Genomic DNA, 26,023 nt, shown 5'->3' with positions numbered 1-26,023 from the left:
GGCGGCGCACATGGTTGCCCCGCCACTGGCAGCACCGCCCGCAGCAGGAGAGGTTAATTCAATGAGCGCGGCCCCGCACACGTCCCCGTCCTCGTCATCGGCGCAGGAACGCACCCGCACGCGCACGCCATTCGGCCTGGCGATCACCACTCTGACCATGGGCGGCGCGCTGCTGTCGGCCTGCGCGACCCCGGCACCGCCCCCGCCCCCGCCGCCGCCCCCGCCGCCGCCCCCGGCGGTGGTTGAAGCCGTGCCCTACCGTCCGTTGCCGCCCGGCGGGGCGCACTACGTGATGGACATTCCTCCGCGCGGGCCCGATGGGCGGCGCGTCACCGTCAATAGTGGCCTGACCGATGACCAGCTGGTCTGGAACCTGCGCTCGGCCTGGAATGTCGCGGCGCTCAATTGCCTCACACCCGAATATGAGCCGATCCTCGAAGGTTATCGCGCCTTCCTCACCAAGAACGTCAAATCGCTGAAGGCGGTGAATGACCGGCTCGAAAAGAGCTACACCAGCCGCTTCCGGGTCCGCCGCGATGCGATCGTGGCGCGCGATGGCTATACCACGCAGGTCTACAATTTCTTCGCCGAGCCCGCCGCCCGCGCCGGGTTCTGCCGCGCCACGCTCGACATGGCGAACCGCGCGCTGGCCGCACCGCCGACCGATGTGCTCGCCTTTGCCCGCGCGAATTTTGACGGGCTGTTGCTGCCGTTCGACCAGTTCTTCACCGAATACGAAGCCTATCAGCAAGCGTCAGCGAAATGGGACGACAAGTGGGGCGCGCAGTATGGCGCCTCGCAGCCCGGATGGGTCGCGGTGCAGCAGGCCCGCGCCAGCGGCGTCATCGTGCCAACGGTGGCAGCGCAGACTGTGATCGACCCTGTAACCGGGCTTCCGGTCCCGGTGATCCCCGTCAACGAGGGCGTGGTTTCGCAGCCGATCGTCGAGCCGATGGCGGCACCCCCGGCGGAGCGCAAATCCGGGCAATAATCGCACGTGTTGAGCGTGGCCATTCGGCGAAATCTTGCGTTGCAAGGGCCCGCGCTTCTCGCTAATGCGCGCGCTCGCCCGCTTCCTGCAAGGAAGGGCGGGCGCGAAACCTGGAACGGGGCCGTAGCTCAGATGGGAGAGCGCGTCGTTCGCAATGACGAGGTCAGGGGTTCGATCCCCCTCGGCTCCACCAGTGAAACGCAAAAGGCCCTCCCTCCGCGGGGAGGGCCTTTTGCGTTTTTGTTTTCGTCCTCAGGCGCCGTGTAAGCGGCGGCGGCCGTTCGGCCTTGCGGCCCTTTGGGCCGATACACCGCGACCATCGCAGTCCCCTTGTTGTCATCCCGCGCAGGCGGGGATCCAGCTCGTTTGGAGTGCTCCGGCGAAGGTAGTTGGTTCCCCGTATGCGCGGGGAAGACAAGAATGTCATGACAACGCCGCTTGCTGTCAGCTTCGCCTGACGCTATCCAGTTCTCGCGTTTCGGTAACGGGAATGCGGTTTGATTCCGCAGCTGTCCCTGCAACTGTAAGCGGTGAGTATCAGGTCGCGCGCCCTCTTCCACGGGGGCAGCCACTGGAGCGGCAACGCTCTGGGAAGGTGAGCACCGGATGCGCTGATCCGTGAGCCAGGAGACCGACCGGGGCGTGTCGCTCTTTGCTTGGCTCAGGGATTGGCCAGGCGCGGAAACTGACTTTCGTTGTGAGCGACATCGCTGGGCTGTGAGGGAGGTTCCCTCGCGGCCATCATGTTGCTTATGACGGGAGGAATCCGTGAAGAATTTGACATTGTTGGGCAGCGTCGCAGGGGCGGCGCTGGTTTGGGCTGTGCCTGCCTGGGCGCAGGATCCGGGCGCGGTCGCAGATGATTGCTCCGATGGCGGATGCATCGTCGGTCCGGCGATTGTTCCGATCCTCGTCTCGGCGAGCCGCGGCCAATCGGTGACCATCAGGGATTACACCGGATCTTTCTCCGTCATCACGGCCGAACAACTCGAAGACCGCCAGACCCGTGACATCGCCGACATTCTGCGCGACATTCCCGGCGTGGCGGTCGCAGGCGTCGCGGGCCAGACCCAGATCCGCTTGCGCGGCAGCGAAGCCAACCACGTCCTCGTGCTGGTCGACGGGATCGAGGTCTCCGATCCCTTCGCGGGCGAGTTCGACGTGGGCACTTTGCAAGCCGAACCCGGCGCGCGGCTCGAAGTGCTGCGCGGGCCGCAGTCCGCGCTCTACGGCTCGGACGCGATCGGCGGGGTGGTCGCCTATGAAAGCGCCTCCGGGCGCAGCCTCCCCGGATTTGCGGCAAGGGTCGAGGGCGGCACGCAAGGCACCATCAACGGTGCGGCGCGCTACGGCACCAGCGGCAACGACTGGGACGCGGCGCTCTCCGCGGTGGTGGTCAGCACCGATGGCCAGCCCAACGCCCGCAATGGCGTGCGCGATATCGGCCGCGACAGCTACACCCTCGCAGGCAAGGGCAGCGTGGCGGTGAGCGACACCCTCACCCTGCGCGCCGCGGCCCGTTTCATCCGCACCGAGGGCCAGTCGAACGACAGCGATTTCAATCCCGCCAGTCCCACCTTCGGCTTCACCGTCGACAGCCCCGGCGTGACCTACACCAACGAGGCGATCTACGCGCTCGTCGGAGCGCGGCTCAAGACGCTGGACGGGCGCTGGACGCACGATCTCTCGGCGCAGATTGCCAATGTCGACCGCGAAACAGACAGTCCTTTCGGTCTCACCTCGGCCAGCGAGGGCGACCGCTTCAAGGCCTCCTATGTCAGCGCGCTCGATGTGGCAGATGACCACAACCTCACCTTCGCCGCCGATTACGAGGTCGAAGGCTTCCGCAACGCCACCCCCGGCGGCTTCGTGTTCGACGAGCGGCGCGAGATCGAGCAGGTCGGGTTGGTCGGCGAATACCGCTACAGCGGGCAGGCCCTCGACTTCTCGGCAGCGATCCGTCACGACTTCAACGATCTGTTCCGTGATGCCACCACTTTCCGCGTTGGCGCAGGCTGGCGCGTCACCGACAGCACGCGGCTGCGCGCGGCGGGCGGGAGTGGGGTCAAGAACCCGGGCTTCTTCGAGCTCTACGGCTTCGTCGACGGGCGTTTCATCGGCAATGCGAGCCTGAGGCCCGAGAAGTCGAACGGCTGGGAAGTCGGCATCGACCAGCGCCTCGGCAACCTCGCCAGTCTGGCCGTGACCTATTTCGACAGCGAGCTCGAAGGCGAGATCTTCACCACCTTCCCGCCGCCGAACTTCATCGCCACTCCGGCCAACCGCACCACCGTGAGCGAGCAGCGCGGGGTCGAGGTGTCGCTCGCCGCGCAGCTGGCCGAGCAGTGGAGCCTCGACGCGGCCTATACCTACCTGGATGCCGAGGAAAACGGCGTGGAGGAAGTCCGTAGGCCTCAGCACATCGCCAGCGCGGCGCTGACCTGGAGCGCGCCGCGCGATGCCGCTTCGGCCACGCTGGTGGTGCGCCACAATGGCGCGACGCCCGATGTCGCCTTCACCGATCCGAGCTTCGTGCCGGTGCGGGTGCAGCTCGATGATTACACCCTCGTCAACCTCAACGCCCGGGTGAAGCTGGCCCAACGCCTCGACGCCTTCGCCCGCGTCGAGAACCTGCTCGATGAGCGTTACGAGCAGGTGTTCAGCTTCGTCTCGCCGGGCCGGACGGCGGTGGTGGGAATCGAGGCGCGGTTCTGAGGAGGGCTGGACGATGACCGATCTCAACAAGTCGCTCGCGTCATGGGCGCTTCCCGCGATCCTTGCCGCGACCACGCTCACCGGCTCGGTGGTGCTGGCCTGCATGATGCCCTTCGCCGCCATCGCTACCATCGCTGCGCTCGCCATGCCAGTGCGGCGCGGGCTGGCGGCGGTGGTGCTGTGCTGGCTCGGCAATCAGGTGCTCGGCTTCGGCCTGATGGGCTTCCCGTGGGATGCGCCGACCTTCGCGGCGGGCCTCTCGCTGCTCGCTGCGAGCCTCATCGCCTTTGCCGCCGCGCGCGCTGTGCCGGGGCGGGGTGGGGCGGTGCCAGCCTTCCTTGCCGCCTTCGCCGCGTTCGAGCTGAGCCTCTTCGCCTATGCGCTGCCCTTCGGTGACCCGGCGCTGTTCACGCCCGACATCGTCGGCCTGATCGCGCTCAACGACGCGCTGTGGTTCGCCGGACTGTGGCTTGGCTGGCAGGTGCTCGCGCGCATCCCCGCGCTGGCCGTGCAAACGGCCCGATGAGCGCGCCCCTGCGCATCGTCTCGCTGCTGCCCAGCGCCACCGAGATTGCGGTGGCGCTGGGTTTGCAGGACAATCTGGTCGGCCGCTCGCACGAATGCGATTTCCCGCCCGCAGTGAAGGCGCTGCCGGTCTGCACTTCGACCAAGCTGGAGAACGGCCTGACCTCGCAAGCCATCGAAGACCGGGTGAAGGCGATCGTCGAGAAGGGGCTGTCGGTCTATGATGTCGATGCGCCGCTGCTGAAATCCTTGAGGCCCGACGTGATCCTGACGCAGGCGCAATGCGCGGTCTGCGCCGTGACGCCCGCCGATCTGGAGGAGGCGCTGGCAACATGGGTGGGCACGCCGCCCCGGCTGGTCTCGCTCGCGCCCGACGATCTGGCGGATGTGTTCGGCGATCTCGCCCGCGTGGCCGATGCCGCTGGCGTGCCCGAGCGTGCGCCGGAGGCGAAGGCGCGGATGCAGGTGGGGCTGGGCGCACTGCCGCCTGCGCCGGCGACCCGCCCCCGGATGCTGGCGATCGAGTGGATCCAGCCGCTGATGGTGGCGGGCAACTGGGTGCCCGAACTCGTCACCGCCGCCGGGGCCGAGCCGCTGCTCGCCGATCCCGGCACCCATTCGCACTGGATCACCTTCGACGCGATTGCAGCTGCCGATCCCGATATCATCGCGCTGATGCCCTGCGGCTACCAGCTCGCCCAGACCCTCCCCGAAGCCCGCGCGCTGCTGGCACAGCCGCCGTGGCAGGCCATCAGGGCGGTGCGCGAGGGGCGGGTCTTCGCGGTCGACGGCCATCACTTGTTCAACCGCCCCGGCCCGCGTCTGGTCGAAAGCGCCGAGGTGCTCGCCTGCCTGATCCATACGCCCGACGCCGTGCCGGAGAGGCTCCAGCCTTTCATCCAAAAGCTCTAAAATGCCATTCTCCTCGCAATTGCAGCAGGAATTGCATAAGGGGCGCCCATGCATTTCCTCGACCAGGCCAAGATCTATGTGAAGTCCGGCGGAGGCGGCCCCGGGGCCGTCTCGTTCCGGCGTGAGAAATACGTCGAGTACGGCGGCCCCGATGGCGGCAATGGCGGGCGCGGGGGCGACATCGTGTTCGAGGCCGTCGCGGGGCTCAATACGCTGATCGACTTCCGCTACTCGCAGCACTTCAAGGCGCCGCGCGGCGGCCACGGCATGGGCAAGGACCGCACGGGGGCGAGCGCCGAGCCGCTGGTGATCAAGGTGCCGGTCGGCACGCAGATCCTCTCGGAAGACAAGGAAGAGGTGCTCGCCGATTTCACCGAGGTGGGCCAGCGCATCGTCTTTCTCGAAGGCGGGATGGGCGGGCGCGGGAACGCCTCCTACAAGACCTCCACCAACCGCGCCCCGCGCCAGCACCAGCCGGGCATTCCGGGCGAGGAAATGTGGGTGTGGCTGCGGCTGAAGCTGCTCGCGGACGTGGGTCTTGTCGGCCTGCCCAATGCGGGCAAATCGACCTTCATCAACGCGGTCAGCAATGCGCAGGCGAAGGTCGGCGACTATGCCTTCACCACGCTCGTCCCCAAGCTCGGGGTGGTGCGCCACAAGGGCCGCGAATTCGTGCTGGCCGACATTCCCGGCCTGATCGAGGGTGCGGCGGACGGCGTCGGGATCGGCGACCGCTTCCTCGGCCATATCGAGCGCTGCCGGGTGCTGATCCACCTCATCGACATCACCGGCACCGACGACGCCGACCCGGCCGAGGCGATGCGGATCGTCGAGGAGGAGCTCGCCGCCTATGGTGACAAGGAACACACCCGGCTTGACGAAAAGCCCCGGCTGGTGGTGCTGAACAAGCTCGATCTGGCCGACGCCGAATTGGTCGAAGGCTTCCGCAAGGAACTGCTTGAGGCAGGTGCGGAGCAGGTCTTCGCGGTCTCGGGCGCGACCGGCGCGGGTATTCCCGATCTGCTCGACGCGGTGCTCGGCTACCTGCCTGCCTCGACCGCCACCGAGACGAAGGCCGAGGAAATCGAGGATGATGGCGACGCGCCCGCGTGGTCGCCGCTCTGATCCCACCATGCTGACGACCCTTGCCGACATCACCGCCGCGCGGCGGATCGTGGTCAAGATCGGTTCGGCGCTGCTGGTCGGCGGCGGGCAGCCGCGTGAGGGGTGGCTGACGCGCATGGCGGCCGATCTGGCGGCGCTGCGCCAGGCGGGCGCGCAGGTGATCGTGGTGAGTTCGGGCGCCATCGCGCTCGGCGCGGCGCGGCTGGGGCTGGCGAAAGGCGGACGCGGGAGCCTCGCCGATGCGCAGGCCGCTGCCGCCGTGGGCCAGATTGCCTTGGCGGACCTGTGGTCGCGGGCCTTGGGCGGGGAGGGCATCACCGCGGCGCAGATGCTGCTGACCCTGGGCGACCTTGAAGACCGCCGCCGCTATCTCAACGCCTCGGCCACCCTCGACCGATTGCTGGAGGCGGGCACGATCCCCGTCATCAACGAGAACGACTCTGTCGCCACCGAGGAAATCCGCTTCGGCGACAATGACCGCTTGGCCGCGCGCGTGGCGCAGGCGGCCAATGCCGATGTGGTGCTGCTGCTCTCCGATGTGGACGGCCTCTATGACCGTGACCCGCGCGAGCCCGGTGCGGCGCTGGTGCCGGTGGTGGAGGCGGTGACGCCGGAGGTCATGGCGATGGCGAGCGGGGCTTCGTCCTCCGGCCTCGGGTCGGGCGGGATGGTGTCCAAGCTGCAAGCCGCGCAGATTGCGACCCGCGCCGGGATCGCGCTCGGCATCCTCAACGGGACGCACGAGGCCCCGATTGCGAAGGCATTGGCTGAGGGCACGGGGACGCTGTTCCTCCCCGTCAGCGCCGCCTCGGCCCGCAAGGCGTGGCTGGGCGGTCGACTTGCTCCGGCGGGCGAATTGCGCGTCGACAAGGGCTGTGCCGAGGCATTGCGGAGCGGGGCGAGCCTGCTCGCGGCGGGGGTGGTCGGCGTCTCGGGCCAGTTCCGGCGCGGCGATCTCGTCAGCGTGCTCTCAATGCGGGGCGAACGCCTCGCGCAGGGCCTTGCCGAGTATGACGCGGCCGAAATGCAGCTGATCGCCGGCAAGCGCGCCGAGGATCAGGCCGAGCGATTGGGCTATGCGCCGCGCTCCTGCGTGATCCACCGCGACCACATGGTCTTGCTGTGAGCCTCATCGCCATCACCGGCGTGACCGGGTTCGTCGGCTCGGCGGTGCTGGACGAGGCGCTGCGCCAAGGCCACACAGTCCGCGCACTTGCCCGCCGCGAGCAGGCCCCGCGCGAAGGTGTGGAATGGCTGCGCGGCGATCTCGGCGATGCGGCGGCGCTGGCGGCTCTGGCCCAAGGCGCGGACGCGGTGATCCACGTTGCGGGCCTTACCAACACGCCGGACCCCGCCGCCTTCGAAGCGGCCAATGTCACCGGCACCGCCAACGTCATCGCCGCGATGAAGCAGGCAGGGGCGCGGCGACTGGTGTTTGTTTCCTCGCTCTCGGCCCGGATGCCCGCGCTCTCGGCCTATGGCGCATCCAAGGCCAAGGCCGAGGCGCTGGTTGAGGCCTCTGGTCTCGACTGGACCACGGTGCGCCCGCCCGGCGTCTACGGCCCGCGCGATGTCGATTATCTGGAAATGTTCCGCACCGCCAAACTGGGCTTTGTCCCCCTGCCACCGGGTGGGGCGAGCTCGATCATCCATTCGCATGATTTGGCCCGCTTGCTGGTAGCGCTGGCGGCCAGCAACGCCGCTGCGACGAAGAAGCAGACCTACGAGCCCGACGACGGGCGTGAGGGCGGGTGGAGCCACAAGGAGCTCGCCGCCGCAATCGGCCGGGCGGTGGGCAAGAGCAGGGTCTTCGCGCCGCATCTGCCGCGCGCCGTGCTCGATGCCGCCGCCGCCGCCGACCGCATCGCGCGCGGCGACCGCGCCAAGCTCACGCCCGACCGCGTCGGCTACATGGCGCACCCCAACTGGGTCTCGCGCTTCGACAGGAAGCCCCCGCCGGGCCTGTGGCAGCCGCAGATCGCAGGCGAGGTGGGGCTGAAGGCGACGGCGGAGTGGTACCGCCGCGAGGGGTGGCTTTAGCCAATAGTCTCACCCCGTCCCGGGCTCGACCCGGGACCCAGCTATCTTTGTCGGCAGGCAAAACAGCGGGGCCCCGGGTCAAGCCCGGGGCGGGGGTTCCGGGTTTACAGGAACGGTTCCTCGCCCGGCTTGTGGATGCCGCATTCGGTCTTGTCCCAGCCCTTCCACCGGCCCGAGCGCGGGTCTTCGCCCGGCGCGACCTGTGAGGTGCAGGGCGAGCAGCCGATCGAGGGGTAGCCCTGCGCGATCAGCGGGTGGCGGGGGAGATCGTGCTGGATGAAGTATCCCTCGATCTGGCCTGCATCCCAATCGATCAGCGGGTTGATCTTGAGCCGGCCCTGCGCGTCCGAGGTGTCCACTTCGAAGCGCGGCAGGTTGGCGCGGGTCTTGGCCTGAAACGCCTTCCTGCCGGTGAAGCTGGCGTCGTAATTCAGCAGCGCCTTTTCCAGCGGCTTGACCTTGCGGATCTCGCAGCAGCCATCGGGATCGTAGGACCACCGGAGGCCGGTCTCGTCCCGCTTGGCCAAGTCCTCGGCATCCGGCGTCAGCACCACCAGATTGAGGCCGAGCCGCGCAACCAGTTCATCGCGATAGGCCAGCGTTTCGGGGAAATGCTTGCCCGTGTCGAGAAACAGCACCGGGACCGACGGATCGACGCTGGCGATCAGGTGCAGCAAGACCGCGCTCTCCGCGCCGAAGCTGGAGACCACCGCGAGGTCGCCCGCCAGCCCGTCACGGATCACCGCTTCGAGCATTTCCGAGGTGCTGCTGCCGCGAAACATGTTGTTGAGCCGCACGGCGTCATGCTCGGTGAAGCGCGGCGCGAGGTCGAGGATGTCGGGCGTGTGCGCGATCATCCCGATCTTGGCGATGGAAACGTCAGGCTTCATGGCGCTTGTCCGCAATGGTGCGGCGGCCATCAGCCGCGCGCTGATACACGTTTTCCCACGTCGCAAAGGCGCGGCGCGCATCCTCCTCGTCGAGGCGCTTGTCGGGGGCGAAGCTGTCGAACCCGCAGCGGCGCATGTGCGAGAGCTGGTCGATCAGCACCTGACCCACCGCGCGCAATTCGCCGGTATAGCCGGCCTCGCGCAGGATGCGCGCGGCCGAGTAGCCGCGCCCGTCACCAAAGCTCGGGAAGTTGATCTCGACCAGTGCGAGGCGATCAAGAAAGGGCAAGAGCAGCCGCGCATCGTCGCCCGGCTCGATCCGCACAGCGGCGGCGTTGGTCTGGTCGCAGCAGGCGTCCACCGTCACTGTGCCGTGATCGACGGGCTCATCGTCGCGAAAGCGAAACTGCACCTCGTCGGGCGAAGCGCCGAGATTGGTGGTATCAACCATACAAGGCCTCCTTGAACGGCTCCATGCCGATGCGGCGGTAGGTGTCGAGGAAGCGCTCGCCCTCTGCGCGCGACGCGAGATAGACGTCGGTGACCTTCTCGACCGCGGCGACCACCCCGTCCTCGTCGAAGCCGGGGCCGGTGATCTTGGCGAGGCTGACGTCCTCGGCTTCCGAACCGCCCAATGAGAGCTGGAAGTTCTCCTTGCCCTTCTTGTCGACGCCGAGGATGCCGATGTGGCCCGCGTGGTGGTGCCCGCAGGCGTTGATGCAGCCGGAGATTTTCAGCTTCAATTCGCCGACCACTTCGGTGCGGCCGGTTTCGGCGAAGCGCTCCGAAATGCGCTGGGCGAGGGGGATCGAGCGGGCGTTGGCGAGGCTGCAATAATCAAGGCCCGGGCAGGCGATGATGTCCTCGATGGTGTCCATGTTGGCCGCGCCGAGACCCGCTGCGTCGAGCGCCTGCCACACCGCCGGAAGATCGGCGATGGCGACATGGGGCAGCAGCAGGTTCTGGGTGTGCATCACCCTGAGCTCGTCGAAGGAATATTCGCGCGCCAGCCGGGCGACGACGCGCATCTGCTCCGAGGTCGCATCGCCGGGGATGCCGCCTGCGGGCTTGAGGCTGATGACGGCGGACACGTAATCGGGATGGCGGTGGGGATGGGTGTTGCGGCGGACCCACTGCCCGAACGCGCTGCCCTGACCGCCGTTCGCCTCGAGCGTAGTCGAGAGGCGCTGCTCGAAGGGTGTCTCGACTTCGCTCGACACGAACGGAGGATCGACGAAATGCGCCTTGATGCGTTCAAGTTCGGCAGTCGGCGGCTCCACCCCCACGCTCAGCATGTGGGCGAATTCTTCCTCGACCTGCCGGGTGTATTCCGCTGCGCCCAGTTCATGGACGAGGATCTTGATCCGCGCCTTGTACTTGTTGTCGCGCCGACCGTAGCGGTTGTAGACCCGAAGGCAGGCCTCGGCATAGGTGATCAGCTGGTCGAGCGGCACGAAGTCGCGGATCAGCGGGGCGATCATCGGCGTGCGGCCCATGCCGCCGCCGGCGTAGAATTGCGCGCCGATCTCTCCGTCACGCTTGACGATGCGGATGCCGATATCGTGAAGCCGCATCGCGGCGCGGTCCGTTTCGGAGCCAATCACCGCGATCTTGAACTTGCGCGGCAGATAGGTGAACTCCGGGTGGAAGCTCGACCATTGGCGCATCAGCTCGGCATAAGGGCGGGGGTCCACCACCTCGTCCGCCGCCGCACCCGCGAAGTGATCGGCGGAGATGTTGCGGATGCAATTGCCGCTGGTCTGGATCGCGTGCATCTCGACCTTCGCCAGATCGGCGAGGATATCGGCGGCGTCTTCCAGCTTGATCCAGTTGTACTGGATGTTCTGCCGCGTGGTGAAGTGCCCGTAGCCGCGGTCATACTTCTCCGCGATGTCGGCCAGCGCCTCCATCTGGCCAGCGTTGAGCGTGCCATAGGGGATGGCGACGCGCAGCATGTAGGCGTGAAGCTGGAGGTAGAGCCCGTTCATCAGCCGCAAGGGCTTGAACTGGTCCTCGGTCAGCTTGCCTTCGAGGCGGCGGCGGGCCTGATCGCGGAATTCCTCCACGCGGGCATCGACCATCGCCTGGTCGTAGGAATCGTAACGGTACATCAGCGGGTTCCAGTCAGAACGGGGAGGCGCTCGGTGCCGAGGATGGTACCAAGCTCGCGCAGGGTCTTGCCCTCGACGGGCACGGTCTTGTGCGCGGCGCGGATGGCACCGAAGGCGGCCTGCGTGGCGGGTTCGTCGTAGCCGAGCGCGGTGGGGTAGCCGACCTCGACAAGCAGATCCCACTCGCCATCGGGCGCGGGGTTGGCGATCAGGCGGTAGGAGGTGAACAGCCCCTGCTCCACCGCCTTGGCGTCCATCGCGAACCAGTTGAGGTGGATGAAGGCGGTGAGGTTGGCGCGCTCGCCGGGGAGCGCCTTGAGGCGGGTCCACTCGACCACCATCGTGGTGCGGGCCTGCGCCGGAGCGGGCGCGGTTTCGGCGACGGCGGGCGCAGCGGCGAAGGCGAAGGCCGAGGCCAGCCCAAGGGCGGGGGTCATGGCAGGCAGGCGCATCAGATCACCCAGTCCCAGCCGGTCTTGTCGGCGGTCGGCACGGCGAGGTCGCGGCGCACCGTGGGGCCGAGCGCGCGCACGCGGTCCTTGATATGCGCGGGGCGGACGTGGCCGGCGGCGTCGATGCTCGCCTCGATCGCGTAGGGCACGTTGACCCGGCGCGCGGCTTCCTCGCGGGCAAGGATTTCTTCCGCGTCATCGCCAACATCGACGGCATCGTCGACGAACAGGGACCAGCCGCTGCCGTTCCACCAGGTGACAGCGCCCGAGCGCAGGTCGTTGCCGGTGAGGATTTTCATGCACTATCTCCGTCATCCCGGGCGTGACCCGGGATCGCTTCCAGCAAGGCGCGAACCTCCGACCGATCCTGACTTTCGTCAGGATGGCGGGAGAGGCGTGCGGTGACGTCGCCGATGACGATGAGCGCGGGGCTCTTCACCGCTTCCCGCTCCACCAGTTCCGGCAGGCCCGCCAGCAACCCGCGCAGCACCCGCATTTCCGGGCGCGCGGCGTTTTCGATCACGGCGACGGGCATCGAGGGGGCGAGACCGTCCGCCATCAGCTTCTCGGCGATCTGCGGCGCGGTGGAGACGCCCATGTAAATCACCAGCGTGCGGCCCTTGCCCGCGAGGCCCGACCAGTCCTGCTCGGCGAGGCCCTTGCACTGGCCCGCGACGAAAGAGACGATGCTCGAGGCGTCACGATGCGTGAGGGCGATCTGCGCCGCCGCGCCTGCGCCCTGCGCCGCAGAGATGCCGGGGACCACCTCCACGGGGACGCCAGCGGCGCGCGCCGCCTCGGCCTCCTCGCCGCCGCGGCCGAAGATGAACGGATCGCCGCCTTTCAGTCGCACCACATCGTGTCCGGACTGTGCCTCGCGCACCAGCAGGGCGTTGATCGCCTCCTGCGGCAAAGTGTGGCGCGCGCGCTGCTTGGCGACCGAGATCAGCCGTGCATCGGGCCGGGCAAGGCCGAGGATGTCCGGCCCGATCAGCCCGTCATGGACGATCACTTCCGCGCGCTCGATCAGGCGGGCGGCGCGCAGGGTCAGGAGGTCCACCGGACCCGGCCCCGCGCCGACGAGATAGATGGTGCCACTCTGCTGCATGACCCGGCAGATGGGCCAGCGCGCCGATCCGTTCCAGCGAGAATGGTTTGGCCGCGGCGAAGCGGAACTATTGCGCCTCGGGCTTGGGCAGTTCGCCGCGCTGTTCCAGCACCGCGATCAGGCGCTCCAGCTCGCCGCTTTGCCGCAGGCGCAGATCGCGCTGGGGATAGGGAATCTCCACCCCGTGCTCCTTGAACAGCGCCCATAGGTGCTTGATCACCTCGCTGCGGACATTGCCCACGCCTTCCTCGGGATCGTTGATCCAGCAGTGGATGGTGAAATCGACCGAATTGTCGCCAAACCCGCCCCACCACACCGTCGGCGGCGGGGTATCGAGCACGCGCCGCGCGTTTCTGGCGGCCTTGAGCATCAGCTCTTCGGCCAGCGCCATGTCGGTATCGTAGCTCACCCCGACGGGCACCTGAATGCGGACATTGCGCGAGGAATAGGACCAATTCTCGACCTGATTGATCATCAGGTTTTCGTTCGGAATCAGATATTCGCGCTCATCCCGGGTGACGACCGAGATCGCGCGGATGCCGATCTTGCGGATCTGGCCGAAGGTCTGCACCCCGGCCTGATCGGTCACGGCGATGACGTCCCCCGGCTTGATCGACTTGTCCATCAGCAGGATGATGCCGGAGATGAGGTTGCCGAAGGTCTTTTGCAGGCCAAACCCGATGGCGAGGCCGAAGGCGCCGGAGAACACGGTCAGCGCTGTCAAATCAATGCCCAGCAGGTCGACGCCGATCAGAAAGGTCGTGATCCAGATCACGATGGTGGCGACCTTTTCGGCGAGCACGCGCTGGGTGCCGTCGAGCGCGGTCAACCGCCGCAGCGCGCTCCGGGTGAGCCGCGTCGCGGCCCAGGCAAAGGCGAGCACCAACAGGATCGCGGCGACCGTGAACAGCACGTCGAAGGACGAAATGCGCCAATCACCGACCTCGACCGCGAAGCTGTCGAGCCGGTTGAGGATCCCGCCGATGGTCTCGCTGCGCTCCCCCACCTCCTCGCGCAGATTGTCCGCGCCGCTGACGATCTCGGCGGAGTCCGGGGCTGGCGTGGGGGCGGGCTGGGTCATCCGGCTTGCGCCAGCGCTTGCGCCAGGTCGGCGATCAGGTCGTCCGTATCCTCCATCCCGATAGAGAGCCGGAGCGCAGGCCTGCCTCCGGTCGCGCAGGGCATCACGCTGCGATAGGTCCGGGGCGTGATCGGCAGAACGAGGCTCTCGAACCCACCCCAGCTATAGCCGATCCCGAACAGATCGAGCGCGTCGGCCACGCGGGCCGAGGCGTGCGGATCATCGCTCGCCAGCACGAAGGCGAACAGCCCGCAGCCGCCGGTGAAATCGCGCGCCCACACAGCATGGCCGGGGTACGAAGGCAGCATCGGGCAGAGCACCTTGGCCACTTGCGGCTGAGCCTCAAGCCATTGGGCGATTCTCAGCGCCGAGCGGGTCTGCGCTTCCAGCCGCAGGCCCATGGTGCGCAGGCCGCGCGCGGCGAGCGCCGCATCATCGGGCGCGACCACCTGACCCAGTTCCTGCGCGGTGCGGCGCAGGGCCGTGTACCAGCGCTTGCCCGCACTGGCGCTGCCCATCATCAAATCGGAATGCCCGCCGACATGCTTCGAGAGACTCATCATCACGATGTCGCAGCCGTGTTGCAGCGCGGCGAAGCCCAAGGGGCTGGCCCAGGTGTTGTCGACCATGCTCACCGCGCCATGCTGCCGGGCGATGGCGGCCAGAGCGGGGATATCGCAGACCTCGAAAGTAAGACTGCCGGGATTTTCCAGCCACACCGCCTTCACCGGGTCGGCGAACAGCGCGGCATAGGCGTCCAGATCGCGCGGGTCGAAAAAGGTCGTCGTCACCCCCATCCGCGTCAGCAGCCCCGTCGCCATGCTGCGCGAGGGGTCATAGGCGTTGTCGGCCATCAGCAGCCGGTCGCCGGGTTTGAGCACCGCGAACATGCACCCGGCAATCGCCGCCACGCCGCTGGGGTAAAGCTGGGTGCCGTAGGCGCCCGGCTCGATCTGGGTGAGCGCTTCGGCCAGCGCCCACTGGGTCGGCGCGCCGCGGCGGCCATAGAAGAACTGCCCGTCGGCATTGTTGCCGCCCGCCGCGTGGCGATCAGCGTCCTTGTCATAGAGGTGGGTGGAGGCGCGCCACACCGGCGGGTTCACCACCGGCCCGGTCCATTCCTTGCGCCGTCCGCCCCGCACCAGCCGGGTGGCGGGCTTCAAAGGCTTGCCGCTATCGCTGCCGCTCATGCAGCGGGGCCCTGAAGCTTGGGGGTATCGGGGTCCGCGCCCCATTCGCTCCAGCTGCCATCATAGAGCGCGGTGTCGTGCTTGCCGATCAGGTGCATCGCGAACATCAGCACGCTCGCGGTGACGCCGCTGCCGCAGGTGGTGGTGACGGGCTGGTCGAGGTCGATCCCGGCGTCGATCAGCGCGGCGCGGATGGCGTCCGGCGACTTGTAAGTGCCGTCAGCGTTCAGCACGCCGCCGAAGGGCAGGTTCAGCGCGCCCGGAATGCGGCCATTGGGGCCGCCATGCACCGGGTCGATCCCGGTGCCATAGACCCGGTCAGCCCCGCGCGCGTCGAGCACCTGTTCGCGGCCGCTGGCGATGTTGGCGAGCATATCGGCCTTGCTGCGCACCCGCCGCGGCGGGGCGAGGTGGACGGGCGCGATGGTTGCGCCATGCTCCGCGCCGCTGGTGAGCGCGCGGCCCTCTGCGCGCCATTTGCCGAGGCCGCCATCAAGGATCGCGACATTGTCCCATCCCATCGCGGTCAGCACGAACCACGCCCGCGCCGAGGTGCGGATCGCGCTGTCATCATAAAGGATGATCGCGTCTTCGCCCCGCACCCCCAGCAGGCCGAGCCGCGCGGCGAGCTGGTCGGGGGTGGGGAAGGCGTAGGGCACGCTCGATCCGGCATCGAACAGGCTGGCCAGCCCAAGGAAGCGCGCGCCGGGGATGTGGCCGGCGGCAAACTCCGCCCCGGCATCGCGCGCGGCGGAGGGCAGGTGATAGGAGGCATCGAGCACGGCAAGGCCGGGCGCGCCAAGGTTGTCGGCGAGCCAGTCGGTCGAAACGAGCGAAGAAGGAAGCTTGGTCATGGGCCGGACCCTAGCGTGCCGCGGGCGGCGGCGCAAAGGGGGCGCGGTCTGCGGGACGAGAGGGGTGGTGTGCGGGGGGCCGAGCTGGTCCCTCCGCGTCCCGGACGCGATCCGGGATGGGGAGGCGGCGCGTCTCAGCCAGCGAATCAGGCCGCGGCTGCGGCCGGAGGCAGCGACACCGCCTGCGCCACCAACCCGGCGATCCGGCCCGGCGGCGCATCAAGCAGGATCGGGTGGACGCGCCCGCTTGCCGAAGGCGGGCCGATCACGAAGCTGCGGTTGATCGGGAGCAGGCCCTCACCTTCGAGCGTGATGTGGACGAGCGGCACGAACAGCGGTGTCATCCCCTGCCGCAGCGGCTGGATCGCAGACAGCGGCATCTGCACTTCGCCGGTGATGCTGCGCGCCTGTTGCGGGCCGACGCGCGCGATCCCCGCAGTAGACTGTGCCGCTCCGACAGAGGGCGCAGCGCCCGCACTCGCCCGCGCGCAGGCGAGCTGTATCGCGGCGTTGAGGTCGGTCACCGCGCGGTCTGATCGGTTGGCGATGTTGAGGCGGTATTGCAGCGTGAACATCATCAGGCTGCGGGTCGCCGAGACGATCTCGAGCGTGAGGTCGAGCCGGGGCGCGTTGTCGAGGGGGGCGGGCGCTGCGGTGTCACCGGCATCGACCGGCGGAGCGAGGCGCACCATCTTGGGCTTGCGCCGCCGCCGCCAAATTGCAAACCCGCCCAGCACGGCGATCGCAGCGAGCGCGCCTGCCACAAGCGGCCACCCGCCGACCCCATCGAACAGCGGTTCGCCCACAGCCACGCTCGGGCTGGTCGGCGGCGCGGCAGGGACCGCTTGTGGCCCGGCAGGCGGGAGCGTGAGGATATCGCCAGCGGCGCTGTCCGAAGGCGTGGCGGCGGGCGCGATGGCGGGGGACGCTGGTGCGCTGGCGCCCACTTGCGGCGCGGGTCGGGGCGCGGCTGACGGGCTGGGGGTGAGGATGTCGCGCGGGCTCGGGCTGGGCGAGCGTGCCGCGCTCGGTGAAGGGAGCGGCGCGATCACTGGCGAGGGCGCGGCACTCGGCACGGCGCGCGGCGGGATGGCCACCCCGGCGCGTTCGTCGGCAGGGCCCGCCGGGGCAGGGCTGGGCGTGGGTGTCGCTTCGGGCAGAGTGAAGGTGTCGGGTTGCTGCTGGGCGAAAAGCGGAGCGGGCAGCGCCAGCGCGGCGGCCGTCAGGCAAGCGGGAAAAAAGCGGGCAGGCAAGCGGATCATGGCGCGGTGCAGCTCAACTGAGTCGGGAAAGCCGGGAATTGTGGGCGGGGCAGGGTGAACCTGCGCTGTCCCCATAGGGATTTGCGTGCCGCCGCGTCCAGTTCCCCGCTTGCGTCCCTGCGCGCTTCAAGGCAACAGCGCGGCATGGAAAGCACACCCGATACGCCCGCGCGCGCGCCGCAATTTCTCGGCCGCGATACCCCGCTGCCGGCCTCGCCCGAAGAAGCGGTGCTCGACTATGTCCCCAATCCGCGCCCCGGCTTGACCTTTGTGGTGCGGTTTGTCTCGCCCGAGTTCACCTCGCTGTGCCCGGTGACCAACCAGCCCGATTTCGCGCATCTGGTGATCGACTATGTGCCGAACGAAACCATCGTCGAGAGCAAGAGCCTGAAGCTGTTCCTTGGGTCGTTCCGCAACCACAACGGCTTCCACGAAGACGTGACCGTGGGGATCGGGGTGCGCCTGTTTGAGGAGATGCGCCCGCACTGGTTGCGGATCGGCGGCTATTGGTATCCCCGCGGCGGCATTCCGATCGACGTGTTCTGGCAAAGCGGTGCGCCGCCCGAAGGTCTGTGGCTGCCCGATCAGGGCGTGCCGACCTATCGCGGTCGCGGCTGAGGACGCACAGCGGTCATCACGTGGTTGTCGGCGCGTAAGCGAGTGGTTGCGGGTTCATTCGCTGTTCCACGTGAAACACGTGGGCGTGCTTCAGAGCCCAGGCGCGCTCAGCTCTAGCTGCACGAACTTGGGCACGGTCTTGTTCGCCTCGCGCCACTTGGCGAGCGGGAAGGCCCCTGCGCCGAGCGCCGCCAGCGGGATTCCCGCTTCGGCGAGGGAATAGGGCGAGATGCGGTGCCGGGTCATGAACCCGCCACTGCCATCGCTGATCAGCGAGGTTTCGAACTTCAGACCCTGGCTGTTCTCGGTGGCGTTGACCACCTTGCTCACCACCAGCTGCCCATGGCCGAGATCGAGCACCACGTCAGTCCCGACCGGCACCCCGGCCAGCCCGGTAATCCGCGCGCCGGTCTTGGACAGGTTGCGCAGGATCACGTCGTAATAATGATCCTCGTGGATCAGCCCGACCTTGCGGAAGATCGTGATCCGCTCGGCGCGGTGGCGGGGCGGGCCGCTGGGGCGGAAAACACTTGATGCTTCGGAGAACTGTGCGAGCACCTGATCCTGCGTGATCGGCCGCGAGAAGATGTAGCCCTGAACCAGGTCCGCGCCGCGGGCCTTGACCAGTTCCAGCTCGTCCATCGCCTCGACGCCCTCGGCAACCGTCTCCATGCCGAGCGCCTTGGCGAGCGCGACGATCGCGGTGATGATCGCGGGGTTGGTGTCGCCATTCTCGGTGCAGCCGCGCACGAAGCTCTGGTCGATCTTGATCTTGTTGAAGTGGCCGTGCTTGAGGTAGCCGAGCGAGGAATAGCCCGTGCCGAAATCATCAAGCGACAGGCGCACGCCCAGCTTCTTCAGATCGCGGAAGATCGCATCGACCGTCTCCAGATCGCCCACGAACACGCTTTCGGTGATCTCCAGCTCAAGTCGGCCCGGCGCGAGGCCCGAGGCCTGCAACGCCGCTGCCACCGCCTTGCGATAGCCGGGTCGGATAAACTGCTTGGCCGAGACGTTGACCGCCACCCGGATGGTATCGGGCCAGGACAACGCATCCATGCACGCCTGCTTCAGCGCCATTTCGCCGATGCGGATGATGAGATCGTCATTCTCGGCGACGGGAATGAACTGCGACGGGCTGATATCGCCCTCGTCCTCGTCGTGCCAGCGCAGGAGGGCTTCGAAGCACTTCACTTCGTTGGTGTTCGGATCGACGAGCGGCTGATAGGCAAGTTGCAGCTCCCCGCGATCCACCGCATCGCGCAAGCGGTCGCCCAGCATCGCTGTCTTCGAAGCGGCATCGCGCAATTCGCTGGTGAAAAAGCAGAAGGTGCCGCCGCGGGTTTCCTTGGCAGAGTACAGCGCCATGTCGGCCGAGCGGGTCAGCTCGTCCGTCTCCACCCCGTCATAGGGCGCAATCGCGATGCCGACCGACGTGCCGATGATCGCCCGGCGGCCATTGATCTGGTAGGGCTGCGAGATCGACTGGACAATGCGATTGGCCAGCTCGCCCAGCGTGCCGCGGTCATCCATGTCGGGTAGCAAGACCTGGAACTCGTCGCCGCCCAGCCGGCCCACTTCGCCCGCGTCCTTCACGATCGAGGACAGGCGCTGGGCCACCTGCTTGAGCAATTCGTCGCCCGCGGGATGGCCCATGGTGTCGTTGACCTGCTTGAAGCGGTCGAGATCGAGCATCATCAACGCGCAGCTGCGCTGGCTGACCCGAAAGGCGGACAGCATCGCCGTCAGCCGTTCGTTGAGCTTGCGGCGGTTGGCGAGTCCGGTCAGCTCGTCCACCTGCGATTGCCGCGCGACTTGCGTTTCGTAAGCATATTGCGCCGAGATATCGACAGCGCTGCCGCGATAGCCCCTGAAGTTGCCCGCCGCGTCAGACAGCGGCCGCCCGTTGAGCCGCCACCAGCGGGTGGCACCGCGCCCATTGGGCACCGCGACGATCTGCTCGTCCAGCTTGGAACGGGCCTTGAGCTTGAAGGCGAGACTGCGCTGCGACGGGCCACCGTCTTCCTCGTCGACATCATGAAACAGCTGCGTCAGCGGCTTGCCGATCATCGCCTGGCTGTCAGTGCCGAGATCGACCATAGCGCGTTGCGACAAAAAGCTCAGATGGCCCTCCGCGTCGGTCGCCCAGAACATGCCGATGCCGAGCTCCTCGACTTCGCCCAGCACAGCCGCACCGTCGGGACGCGGTTCCGCGACCGGGGTCTGCGCGTCTGGCACGGGGCGCTTGGGCTCACGCGCGGATTTGAGAAAGCCAAGGGGCATTGCTCGTCCTTGTTTGGGGGCTGGCTGGCGCAGCACTCACGACGGTCACGAGGGATAGACCAAACGTGATTGATAAACCGTTACAGCTAACGTCACGCGCGGGGGCGCAGGCTCAAGCGTGAGAATATCGCGGCAAAGGGTGCGGAACTGTTTTCGATGCGCGGCGTTGTCGGGACAGGTGGCTGCCGTGGCATATTCTTGCTCACGATCGCTGCCTTGTGTAATTTTGCTGCATTGTCGCCGAGCGTGGGGGATCGCGCACTGCGGATCTTTTGCGAATCGGGGGACGGCGTCATTCCTGTGAATAGCTTGCTTGCGAATGCGCCGGTGGCGCTGACCAATCCTGTCCGCACGCGTGCCGACTGGGAGGCGATGCGTGCCGCGGCGCTGGCTGATCCCGGCGCGTTCCACGGGGCGATTGCGGCCCGCAACATGCATTGGTTCGTGGCCGATGTCGGCCCGTCGGGCGCGTGGATCGCCAAGGGTGACGATGGCCGGTGGTCCGGCTGGGATGCCGCTTCCGCCGCGCCCGTCAGCCCGGTTCTGCCCGCAGACTTTACCCCGTGGACGGCCGGGTTCGATGGATCGAATGCCCCGCACTGGCGCTGGTTCGTGGGCGGGCGCACCAATGCGGCGTTTTCGGAATTGGATCGCCATGTGCTGGCCGGGCACGGCGAGGAAGCGGCATTGATCTTCGAGGGTGACCGCTGGGACATGAGCGCGAACGGCGGCAAGGGCGCGCCGATCGACTGCTTCACCATCAGCCGCAAGCGCCTGCTACTGGAAGTGGCCAAATGCGCCGTGGCGCTGGAGGCGCTGGGCCTGAAGCCGGGTGACCGCATGGCATTGAACATGCCGAGCATCGTGCCGCAGATCTACTGGACCGAGGCCGCCAAGCGGATGGGCGTGGTCTATACGGCGGTGTTCGGGGGCTTCTCGGACAAGACCCTGTCCGACCGCATCGCCGACACCGGCGCGCGGGTGATCGTCACCAGCGACGGTTCCTACCGCAACGCGCAGGTCGCGGCCTTCAAGAACGCCTACACCGACCCGGCGCTCGATAACTTCGTGCCGGTGACGACGGCGCTCGACATCCTCGGCGGGCTCGATCTGGAATTGCCCGAGGGCGGGCATGACACGATCCTCGATACCGTGCGCGAGGCGCTCGCGGGGGAGATCACGGTCGACCGTTCGGACGTGATGCGCGGCGTGGGCCGGGCGCTGATCAATCTTGGGGCGGAAGGGCGTATAACGTCAGCCGATGCCGCCCGCGTGCGGATCGCGATTGCCTCCAGCCTCGTCACCCTGCCGCCGCGCGTGGAGGCGGTGATCGTCTGCCGACACACCCATCAGCCCGACATGATCTGGCGCGAGGAGCGGGACCGCTGGAGCCATGAACTGACCGACGCGGCGCTGGTGACCGTGCTGGAGAAGGCGCGCGCTGCGGGCTTTGCGGTGCAGTCCGAAGCCGAGCTGATGGCGCTGCCCGATACCGATTTCATCCACGCGATCTGGGCTTCCTCGAAGCCGTTGCCGGTCGATGCCGACTATCCGATGTTCTTCATCTACACCTCGGGTTCGACCGGCAAGCCCAAGGGGATCGTCCATTCGCACGGCTATGCGGCGGGCGTGGCCGAGACCATGGCGGCAAGCTTCGACGCGCGTCCCGGCGACACCCTGTTCGTGGTCGCCGATCCGGGCTGGATCACCGGGCAGAGCTATCTGATCTGCGCGCCGCTGATGACGCGGGTGACCTCGCTGGTGAGCGAAGGCTCGCCGGTCTTCCCCCACGCGGGCCGCTTCGCCTCAATGATCGAGCGGCACAAGGTGCGCATTTTCAAGGCGGGGGTGACGTTCCTCAAGTCGATCATGTCCGATCCGGCCAACCTCGCCGAGGTCGAGCGCTACGACATGAGCGGCTTGCGCGTGGCGACCTTCTGCGCCGAACCCGTCTCGCCGAGCGTGCAGGCCTTCGGGATGGAGCACGTCACACCGCGCTACATCAATAGCTACTGGGCGACGGAGCACGGCGGGATCGCGTGGACGCACATGTTCGCCAATGACGATTTCCCGCTGCGGCCCGATGCGCACGCCTATCCGTTGCCGTGGATCGTGGGCGACGTGTGGGTCGAGGATGAAGCGGGCAAGGGCGCGGATGCTCCCTTCGCCCGCTCGGACGATGGCGGCGTGCCTTGGCGCAAGGCGGAAATCGGCGAGAAGGGCGAAATCGTCATCGCCGCGCCCTATCCCTACCTCGCGCGCACCATCTGGGGCGACATCGCGGGCTTCAAGGTCGCGGATGGCCGGGTCGATCCCGCCTGGCGCGGCGATGCCAAGCGCTGGGAGGAGGGCTACTGGAAGCGCTGGAGGGGTGCATGGGCCTATACCCAGGGCGACTTCGCGATCCAGCATGCGGACGGTTCCTTCTCGCTGCATGGGCGGAGCGATGACGTCATCAACGTCTCGGGTCACCGCATGGGCACCGAGGAAATCGAGGGCGCGGTGCTGCGCGACAAGGCATTGGCGCCGGACTCGCCGGTCGGCAATGTGCTGGTGGTCGGCGCCCCGCACCGCGAGAAGGGGCTGACCCCGCTCGCCTTCGTGGTGCCGGTGGCGGGTCGCAAGCTGACGCATGAGGACAAGCGCCGTCTGTTCGATCTTGTGCGCACCGAGAAGGGCGCTGTCGCGGTTCCCGCCGATTTCATCGAGGTCAGCCAGTTCCCCGAGACCCGCTCGGGCAAATACATGCGCCGCATGGTCCGCGCGCTGGTGGTGGGCGAGGACGTCGGGGACATCACGACGCTCAGGAACCCCGAGGCGCTGGACGAACTGCGCACCGTCATCACCGACTGGCAGCGCAAGCAACGCATGAGCGACGAACAGGCGCTGTTTGACCGGCACCGCTACTTCCTCGTGCAATACAACACCGTCGCACCCGGCAAGCAGGTCGCGACGGTCACGGTCACCAATCCGCCGGTCAATGCCCTGAACGAACGCGCCATCGACGAGCTGGTGCTGGTCACCTCCACCCTCGCGCGCGATGACTCTGTGGTCGCTGTTGTGTTCACCGGCGAGGGCACCAGCTCATTCGTCGCCGGAGCGGACATCCGGCAGATGCTCGAGGAGATTCACACGGTCGAGGAGGCCATGGTGCTGCCCAACAACGCGCACCTCGCCTTCCGCACCATCGAGAGCATGAACAAGCCTTGTGTGGCGGCGGTGCAGGGCGTCGCGCTGGGGGGCGGCATGGAGTTTGCGCTCGCCTGCCATTACCGCATTGCCGAGCCGGTCGCGCGTTTCGGCCAGCCCGAAATTCGCCTCCGGCTGCTCCCCGGATATGGCGGCACCCAGCGCCTGCCGCGCCTGCTCGCCGACCGGCGCGGGGCGGAAGGCGTGCGCGATGCGCTCGACCTTATCCTTGGCGGGCGCAGCATCACGGCGGAACAGGCGGCCGCGATTGGCGTGGTCGATCAGCTTGTGGACGGCGCCGAGGACGCGCTCTCCGCCGCCCATGCCGCGGTGCGCGACTTCGTGAAGCGCGGCCCGGCCAGCGCGCTCGGCTTCGCTTTCGCGGAACGGCAAGCGGCGACGGTGCGCTGGGAGGCGGCATCGGACATCAGCCTCGACGCGGTGCTGGAGGACGACTTCCTGCAGCGCATCCTCAGGCAGCTCGCATGGGCGGGCCGCGACGTCGCAGGGGCGCGGGCGCTGGACGCGGTGCGCACCGGCCTCGAACACGGCATCACCCAAGGGACAGCGCGCGAGGCGCGGCTGTTCTCCGAGGCCATCGTCGATCCCGAGGGCGGCAAGACCGGCATCAAGCAATTCATGGACAAGGTCGCGCCCCCGCTCCCGGTGCGGCGCGATGGCGTGTGGATCGACGCCGAGCATGAGATGCACGCGCAGGCGTTGGAAGCGGCAGGCGATCTGCTCCCCGTCGGCGCGCCCTTCTATCCCGGCGTCACCCCGATCCCGAGCCACCAATATGCCTTCGGCATCGCCCGCGATCCCGATACCGGCCAGCCCCGCTTCGGCCCGCCCGCGAGCCATGAGAAGGAGCTGATCGTCAAGGTGCCAGAGCCTGCGCCCAACGAGGCGCTGCTCTACATGCTGACCAGCGAGGTCAACTTCAACGACATCTGGGCGCTGACCGGCATCCCCGTCTCGCCCTTCGATGCGCATGAGGAGGACGTGCAGATCACCGGATCGGGCGGGATCGCGCTGGTTGCTGCGCTCGGCTCGGAGACGCGCGCGCAGGGGCGGATCAAGGTCGGCGATCTGGTGACGGTCTATTCGGGGACGAACGACCTCCTCAGCCCGCAAGTCGGCAATGATCCGATGTATGCGGACTTCTCCATTCAGGGCTACGAGACCGAGACCGGCAGCCACGCGCAGTTCCTGACGGTGCAGGCCCCGCAGATGCACAAAGTGCCGCCCGATCTGACGCTGGAGCAGGCGGGGAGCTATGTGCTGAACCTCGGCACCATCGCGCGCTGCCTGTTCACCACCTTGCAGATTGCGCCGGGGCGGACGCTGTTCGTCGAGGGCGCGGCGACGGGGACGGGGCTCGATGCCTTGCGGTCTTCGGTGCGCACCGGCTTGCAGGTGACGGGGCTGGTATCCTCCGAGGAACGCGCAAAGTTCATCACGCAGGTGCAGGGCGCGGTGGGCGCGATCAACCGCAAGGATGCGCGTTTCGCCGACCTCTACACCGTGGTGCCAGAGGACAAGGCAGAAGCGCAGGCGTGGGAAGCCGCAGGCGCGCCGCTCATCGAGGAATACAAGGCACTGAACGGCGGCAAGCTTGCCGATTATGTCGTCAGCCATGCGGGCGAGACGGCCTTCCCGCGCTCGTTCCAGCTGTTGGCCGAGGGCGGCACGCTCGCCTTCTACGGCGCCTCGTCGGGCTACCACTTCAGCTTCATGGGCAAGCCGGGGACGGCGAGCCCCGAGGAAATGCTCCGCCGTGCCGCGCTCAGGGGCGGAGAGGCAGTGCTGATCTTCTACGGGCCGGGGTCGAGCGAACTGCTCGACGAAACCGGTCTCGAAATGATCGAGGCCGCGCGCCGCTTCAACGCCAAGAGCGTCATCGCCACCACCACCGACGGCCAGCGCGAATTCCTGCAATCGCTGGGGCTGGAGGACGCGATCGAGGGTATCGTCTCCCTCGAAAGCATCCGCCGCCGCGAGGGCGCGAATTTCCACTGGCCCGACACCATGCCGCGCCTGCCCGATGCCAAGGCCGATATCGAGGTCTTCAAGGCCGCGGTGCGCGACTATCAGGACCGGGTGATGAAGCCCTTCGGCTCGGCGGTGGGCAAGATCCTGCGCTCGCCCGACAATCCGCGCGGCAGCCCCGATCTGGTGTTCGAGCGCGCGGGGCAGGACACGCTCGGCATCTCGACCTCGCTGGTCAAGCCCTTCACGGGTCGCGTGATCTTTGCCGAAGACCTGACAGGCTGCCGCTTCACCTTCTACGCGCCTCAGGTCTGGACCCGCCAGCGGCGCATCTTCATGCCCACCGCGCAGATCTTCGGCACGCACCTGTGCAACGCCTACGAGGTCGCGCGGATGAACGACATGATCGCGGCCGGCCTGCTCGAAGTGACCGAGCCCGAGGTGGTGCCGTGGGACGGGTTGCCCGAAGCGCACCAAGCGATGTGGGACAACCGGCACACGGGCTCGACCTACGTGGTCAACCATGCGCTGCCCGAAATGGGCCTGCGAAGCCGGGATGCGTTGCTCGAGGCGTGGGCTGCATTGGGGGCCGCGTTGAGTGCGACATCTGCAACTTCCGGGGAACCGGAAGCCTAGCCCGCGCATTGCGCTTTTTGAAACGTTCGAAGCTCTCCTCCCCAGGGTTTGA

Annotated in this window: 20 protein-coding genes, 1 tRNA gene and 1 riboswitch; of the genes, 10 read left to right on the top strand and 11 right to left on the bottom strand. The window is 67.7% G+C overall.

Translation table 11 applies throughout. The features are described 5' to 3' along the window. Window positions 1–61 precede the first annotated feature (61 nt). From ACLBKT_RS09535 to ACLBKT_RS09500, 8 genes are all read left to right on the top strand, one after another. A complete protein-coding gene (locus tag ACLBKT_RS09535; protein WP_410182676.1) occupies window positions 62–991 on the top strand; it encodes a hypothetical protein in 930 nt (309 codons plus the stop codon). A gap of 117 nt (window positions 992–1,108) precedes the next feature. Continuing rightward, window positions 1,109–1,184: transfer RNA gene (locus ACLBKT_RS09530), tRNA-Ala, on the top strand. A 255-nt stretch (window positions 1,185–1,439) separates the two neighbouring features. Continuing rightward, a riboswitch (cobalamin riboswitch) is annotated at window positions 1,440–1,646 on the top strand. Between the two features lie 113 nt (window positions 1,647–1,759). Beyond that, complete coding sequence (locus tag ACLBKT_RS09525; protein ID WP_410182675.1) at window positions 1,760–3,706, top strand: TonB-dependent receptor plug domain-containing protein; 1,947 nt, start codon at window positions 1,760–1,762, stop codon at window positions 3,704–3,706. A gap of 13 nt (window positions 3,707–3,719) precedes the next feature. Beyond that, window positions 3,720–4,232: a hypothetical protein gene (locus ACLBKT_RS09520; RefSeq protein ID WP_410182674.1), complete on the top strand. Its 513-nt coding sequence runs from the start codon at window positions 3,720–3,722 to the stop codon at window positions 4,230–4,232. Next, the gene (locus tag ACLBKT_RS09515; RefSeq protein WP_410182673.1) at window positions 4,229–5,143 is read left to right on the top strand and encodes a cobalamin-binding protein; all 915 of its coding nucleotides are present in this window, start codon (window positions 4,229–4,231) and stop codon (window positions 5,141–5,143) included. The genes ACLBKT_RS09520 and ACLBKT_RS09515 overlap by 4 nt, the downstream gene beginning before the upstream one ends. A 48-nt stretch (window positions 5,144–5,191) precedes the next feature. Further along, entirely contained in the window at window positions 5,192–6,268 is a 1,077-nt protein-coding gene (cgtA, locus tag ACLBKT_RS09510; RefSeq protein WP_410182672.1) for an Obg family GTPase CgtA, read from the top strand. After that, a complete protein-coding gene (proB, locus tag ACLBKT_RS09505; protein WP_410182671.1) occupies window positions 6,234–7,394 on the top strand; it encodes a glutamate 5-kinase in 1,161 nt (386 codons plus the stop codon). Before cgtA ends, proB begins: the two co-directional genes overlap by 35 nt. Continuing rightward, the gene (locus ACLBKT_RS09500; protein ID WP_410182670.1) at window positions 7,391–8,308 is read left to right on the top strand and encodes an NAD-dependent epimerase/dehydratase family protein; all 918 of its coding nucleotides are present in this window, start codon (window positions 7,391–7,393) and stop codon (window positions 8,306–8,308) included. Before proB ends, ACLBKT_RS09500 begins: the two co-directional genes overlap by 4 nt. Window positions 8,309–8,412: 104 nt before the next feature. Here the strand turns inward: ACLBKT_RS09500 and ACLBKT_RS09495 are convergent, their stop codons facing one another. The 10 genes from ACLBKT_RS09495 to ACLBKT_RS09450 form a co-directional block, all read right to left on the bottom strand. Beyond that, entirely contained in the window at window positions 8,413–9,198 is a 786-nt protein-coding gene (locus tag ACLBKT_RS09495) for a phosphoadenylyl-sulfate reductase (protein WP_410183674.1), read from the bottom strand. Next, on the bottom strand, window positions 9,188–9,649 hold the full coding sequence (locus tag ACLBKT_RS09490) for a DUF934 domain-containing protein (RefSeq protein ID WP_410182669.1): 462 nt from the start codon (window positions 9,647–9,649) through the stop codon (window positions 9,188–9,190). The genes ACLBKT_RS09495 and ACLBKT_RS09490 overlap by 11 nt, the downstream gene beginning before the upstream one ends. After that, window positions 9,642–11,309, bottom strand: coding sequence for a nitrite/sulfite reductase (locus tag ACLBKT_RS09485; protein WP_410182668.1), 1,668 nt, complete (start codon window positions 11,307–11,309; stop codon window positions 9,642–9,644). Before ACLBKT_RS09485 ends, ACLBKT_RS09490 begins: the two co-directional genes overlap by 8 nt. Beyond that, window positions 11,309–11,746 (bottom strand): hypothetical protein, encoded by a 438-nt coding sequence (locus tag ACLBKT_RS09480; protein WP_410182667.1) that lies wholly within the window; start codon window positions 11,744–11,746, stop codon window positions 11,309–11,311. The genes ACLBKT_RS09485 and ACLBKT_RS09480 overlap by 1 nt, the downstream gene beginning before the upstream one ends. Before the next feature lie 14 nt (window positions 11,747–11,760). Continuing rightward, the gene (locus tag ACLBKT_RS09475; RefSeq protein WP_410182666.1) at window positions 11,761–12,060 is read right to left on the bottom strand and encodes a DUF2849 domain-containing protein; all 300 of its coding nucleotides are present in this window, start codon (window positions 12,058–12,060) and stop codon (window positions 11,761–11,763) included. Further along, window positions 12,057–12,869 (bottom strand): uroporphyrinogen-III C-methyltransferase, encoded by an 813-nt coding sequence (gene cobA / locus ACLBKT_RS09470; RefSeq protein WP_410182665.1) that lies wholly within the window; start codon window positions 12,867–12,869, stop codon window positions 12,057–12,059. Before cobA ends, ACLBKT_RS09475 begins: the two co-directional genes overlap by 4 nt. A gap of 67 nt (window positions 12,870–12,936) precedes the next feature. Continuing rightward, window positions 12,937–13,950 carry a mechanosensitive ion channel family protein gene (locus ACLBKT_RS09465; RefSeq protein ID WP_410182664.1) on the bottom strand — a complete coding sequence of 338 codons (1,014 nt, stop codon included), beginning with the start codon at window positions 13,948–13,950 and terminating at the stop codon, window positions 12,937–12,939. Then, window positions 13,947–15,140 carry a cystathionine beta-lyase gene (gene metC / locus ACLBKT_RS09460; protein WP_410182663.1) on the bottom strand — a complete coding sequence of 398 codons (1,194 nt, stop codon included), beginning with the start codon at window positions 15,138–15,140 and terminating at the stop codon, window positions 13,947–13,949. Before metC ends, ACLBKT_RS09465 begins: the two co-directional genes overlap by 4 nt. Next, complete coding sequence (locus tag ACLBKT_RS09455; RefSeq protein ID WP_410182662.1) at window positions 15,137–15,994, bottom strand: sulfurtransferase; 858 nt, start codon at window positions 15,992–15,994, stop codon at window positions 15,137–15,139. Before ACLBKT_RS09455 ends, metC begins: the two co-directional genes overlap by 4 nt. 146 nt (window positions 15,995–16,140) lie before the next feature. After that, the gene (locus tag ACLBKT_RS09450) at window positions 16,141–17,256 is read right to left on the bottom strand and encodes a hypothetical protein (protein ID WP_410182661.1); all 1,116 of its coding nucleotides are present in this window, start codon (window positions 17,254–17,256) and stop codon (window positions 16,141–16,143) included. 144 nt (window positions 17,257–17,400) lie between these two features. Between ACLBKT_RS09450 and queF the strand changes: the two genes are divergently transcribed. Then, on the top strand, window positions 17,401–17,874 hold the full coding sequence (queF, locus tag ACLBKT_RS09445) for a preQ(1) synthase (RefSeq protein WP_410182660.1): 474 nt from the start codon (window positions 17,401–17,403) through the stop codon (window positions 17,872–17,874). Between the two features lie 90 nt (window positions 17,875–17,964). Here the strand turns inward: queF and ACLBKT_RS09440 are convergent, their stop codons facing one another. Beyond that, on the bottom strand, window positions 17,965–20,157 hold the full coding sequence (locus ACLBKT_RS09440) for a putative bifunctional diguanylate cyclase/phosphodiesterase (protein ID WP_410182659.1): 2,193 nt from the start codon (window positions 20,155–20,157) through the stop codon (window positions 17,965–17,967). A gap of 300 nt (window positions 20,158–20,457) precedes the next feature. Here ACLBKT_RS09440 and ACLBKT_RS09435 point away from each other — a divergent pair, with 300 nt between their 5' ends. Next, window positions 20,458–25,971: an AMP-binding protein gene (locus tag ACLBKT_RS09435; RefSeq protein ID WP_410182658.1), complete on the top strand. Its 5,514-nt coding sequence runs from the start codon at window positions 20,458–20,460 to the stop codon at window positions 25,969–25,971. The last annotated feature ends 52 nt before the right edge of the window (window positions 25,972–26,023 follow it).

The organism is Erythrobacter sp. W302b (assembly GCF_046452395.1).
GTDB lineage: Bacteria > Pseudomonadota > Alphaproteobacteria > Sphingomonadales > Sphingomonadaceae > Erythrobacter.
Note: the sequence above shows the minus strand (reverse complement) of the source record. Positions and strands in the feature narration are given on the sequence as shown.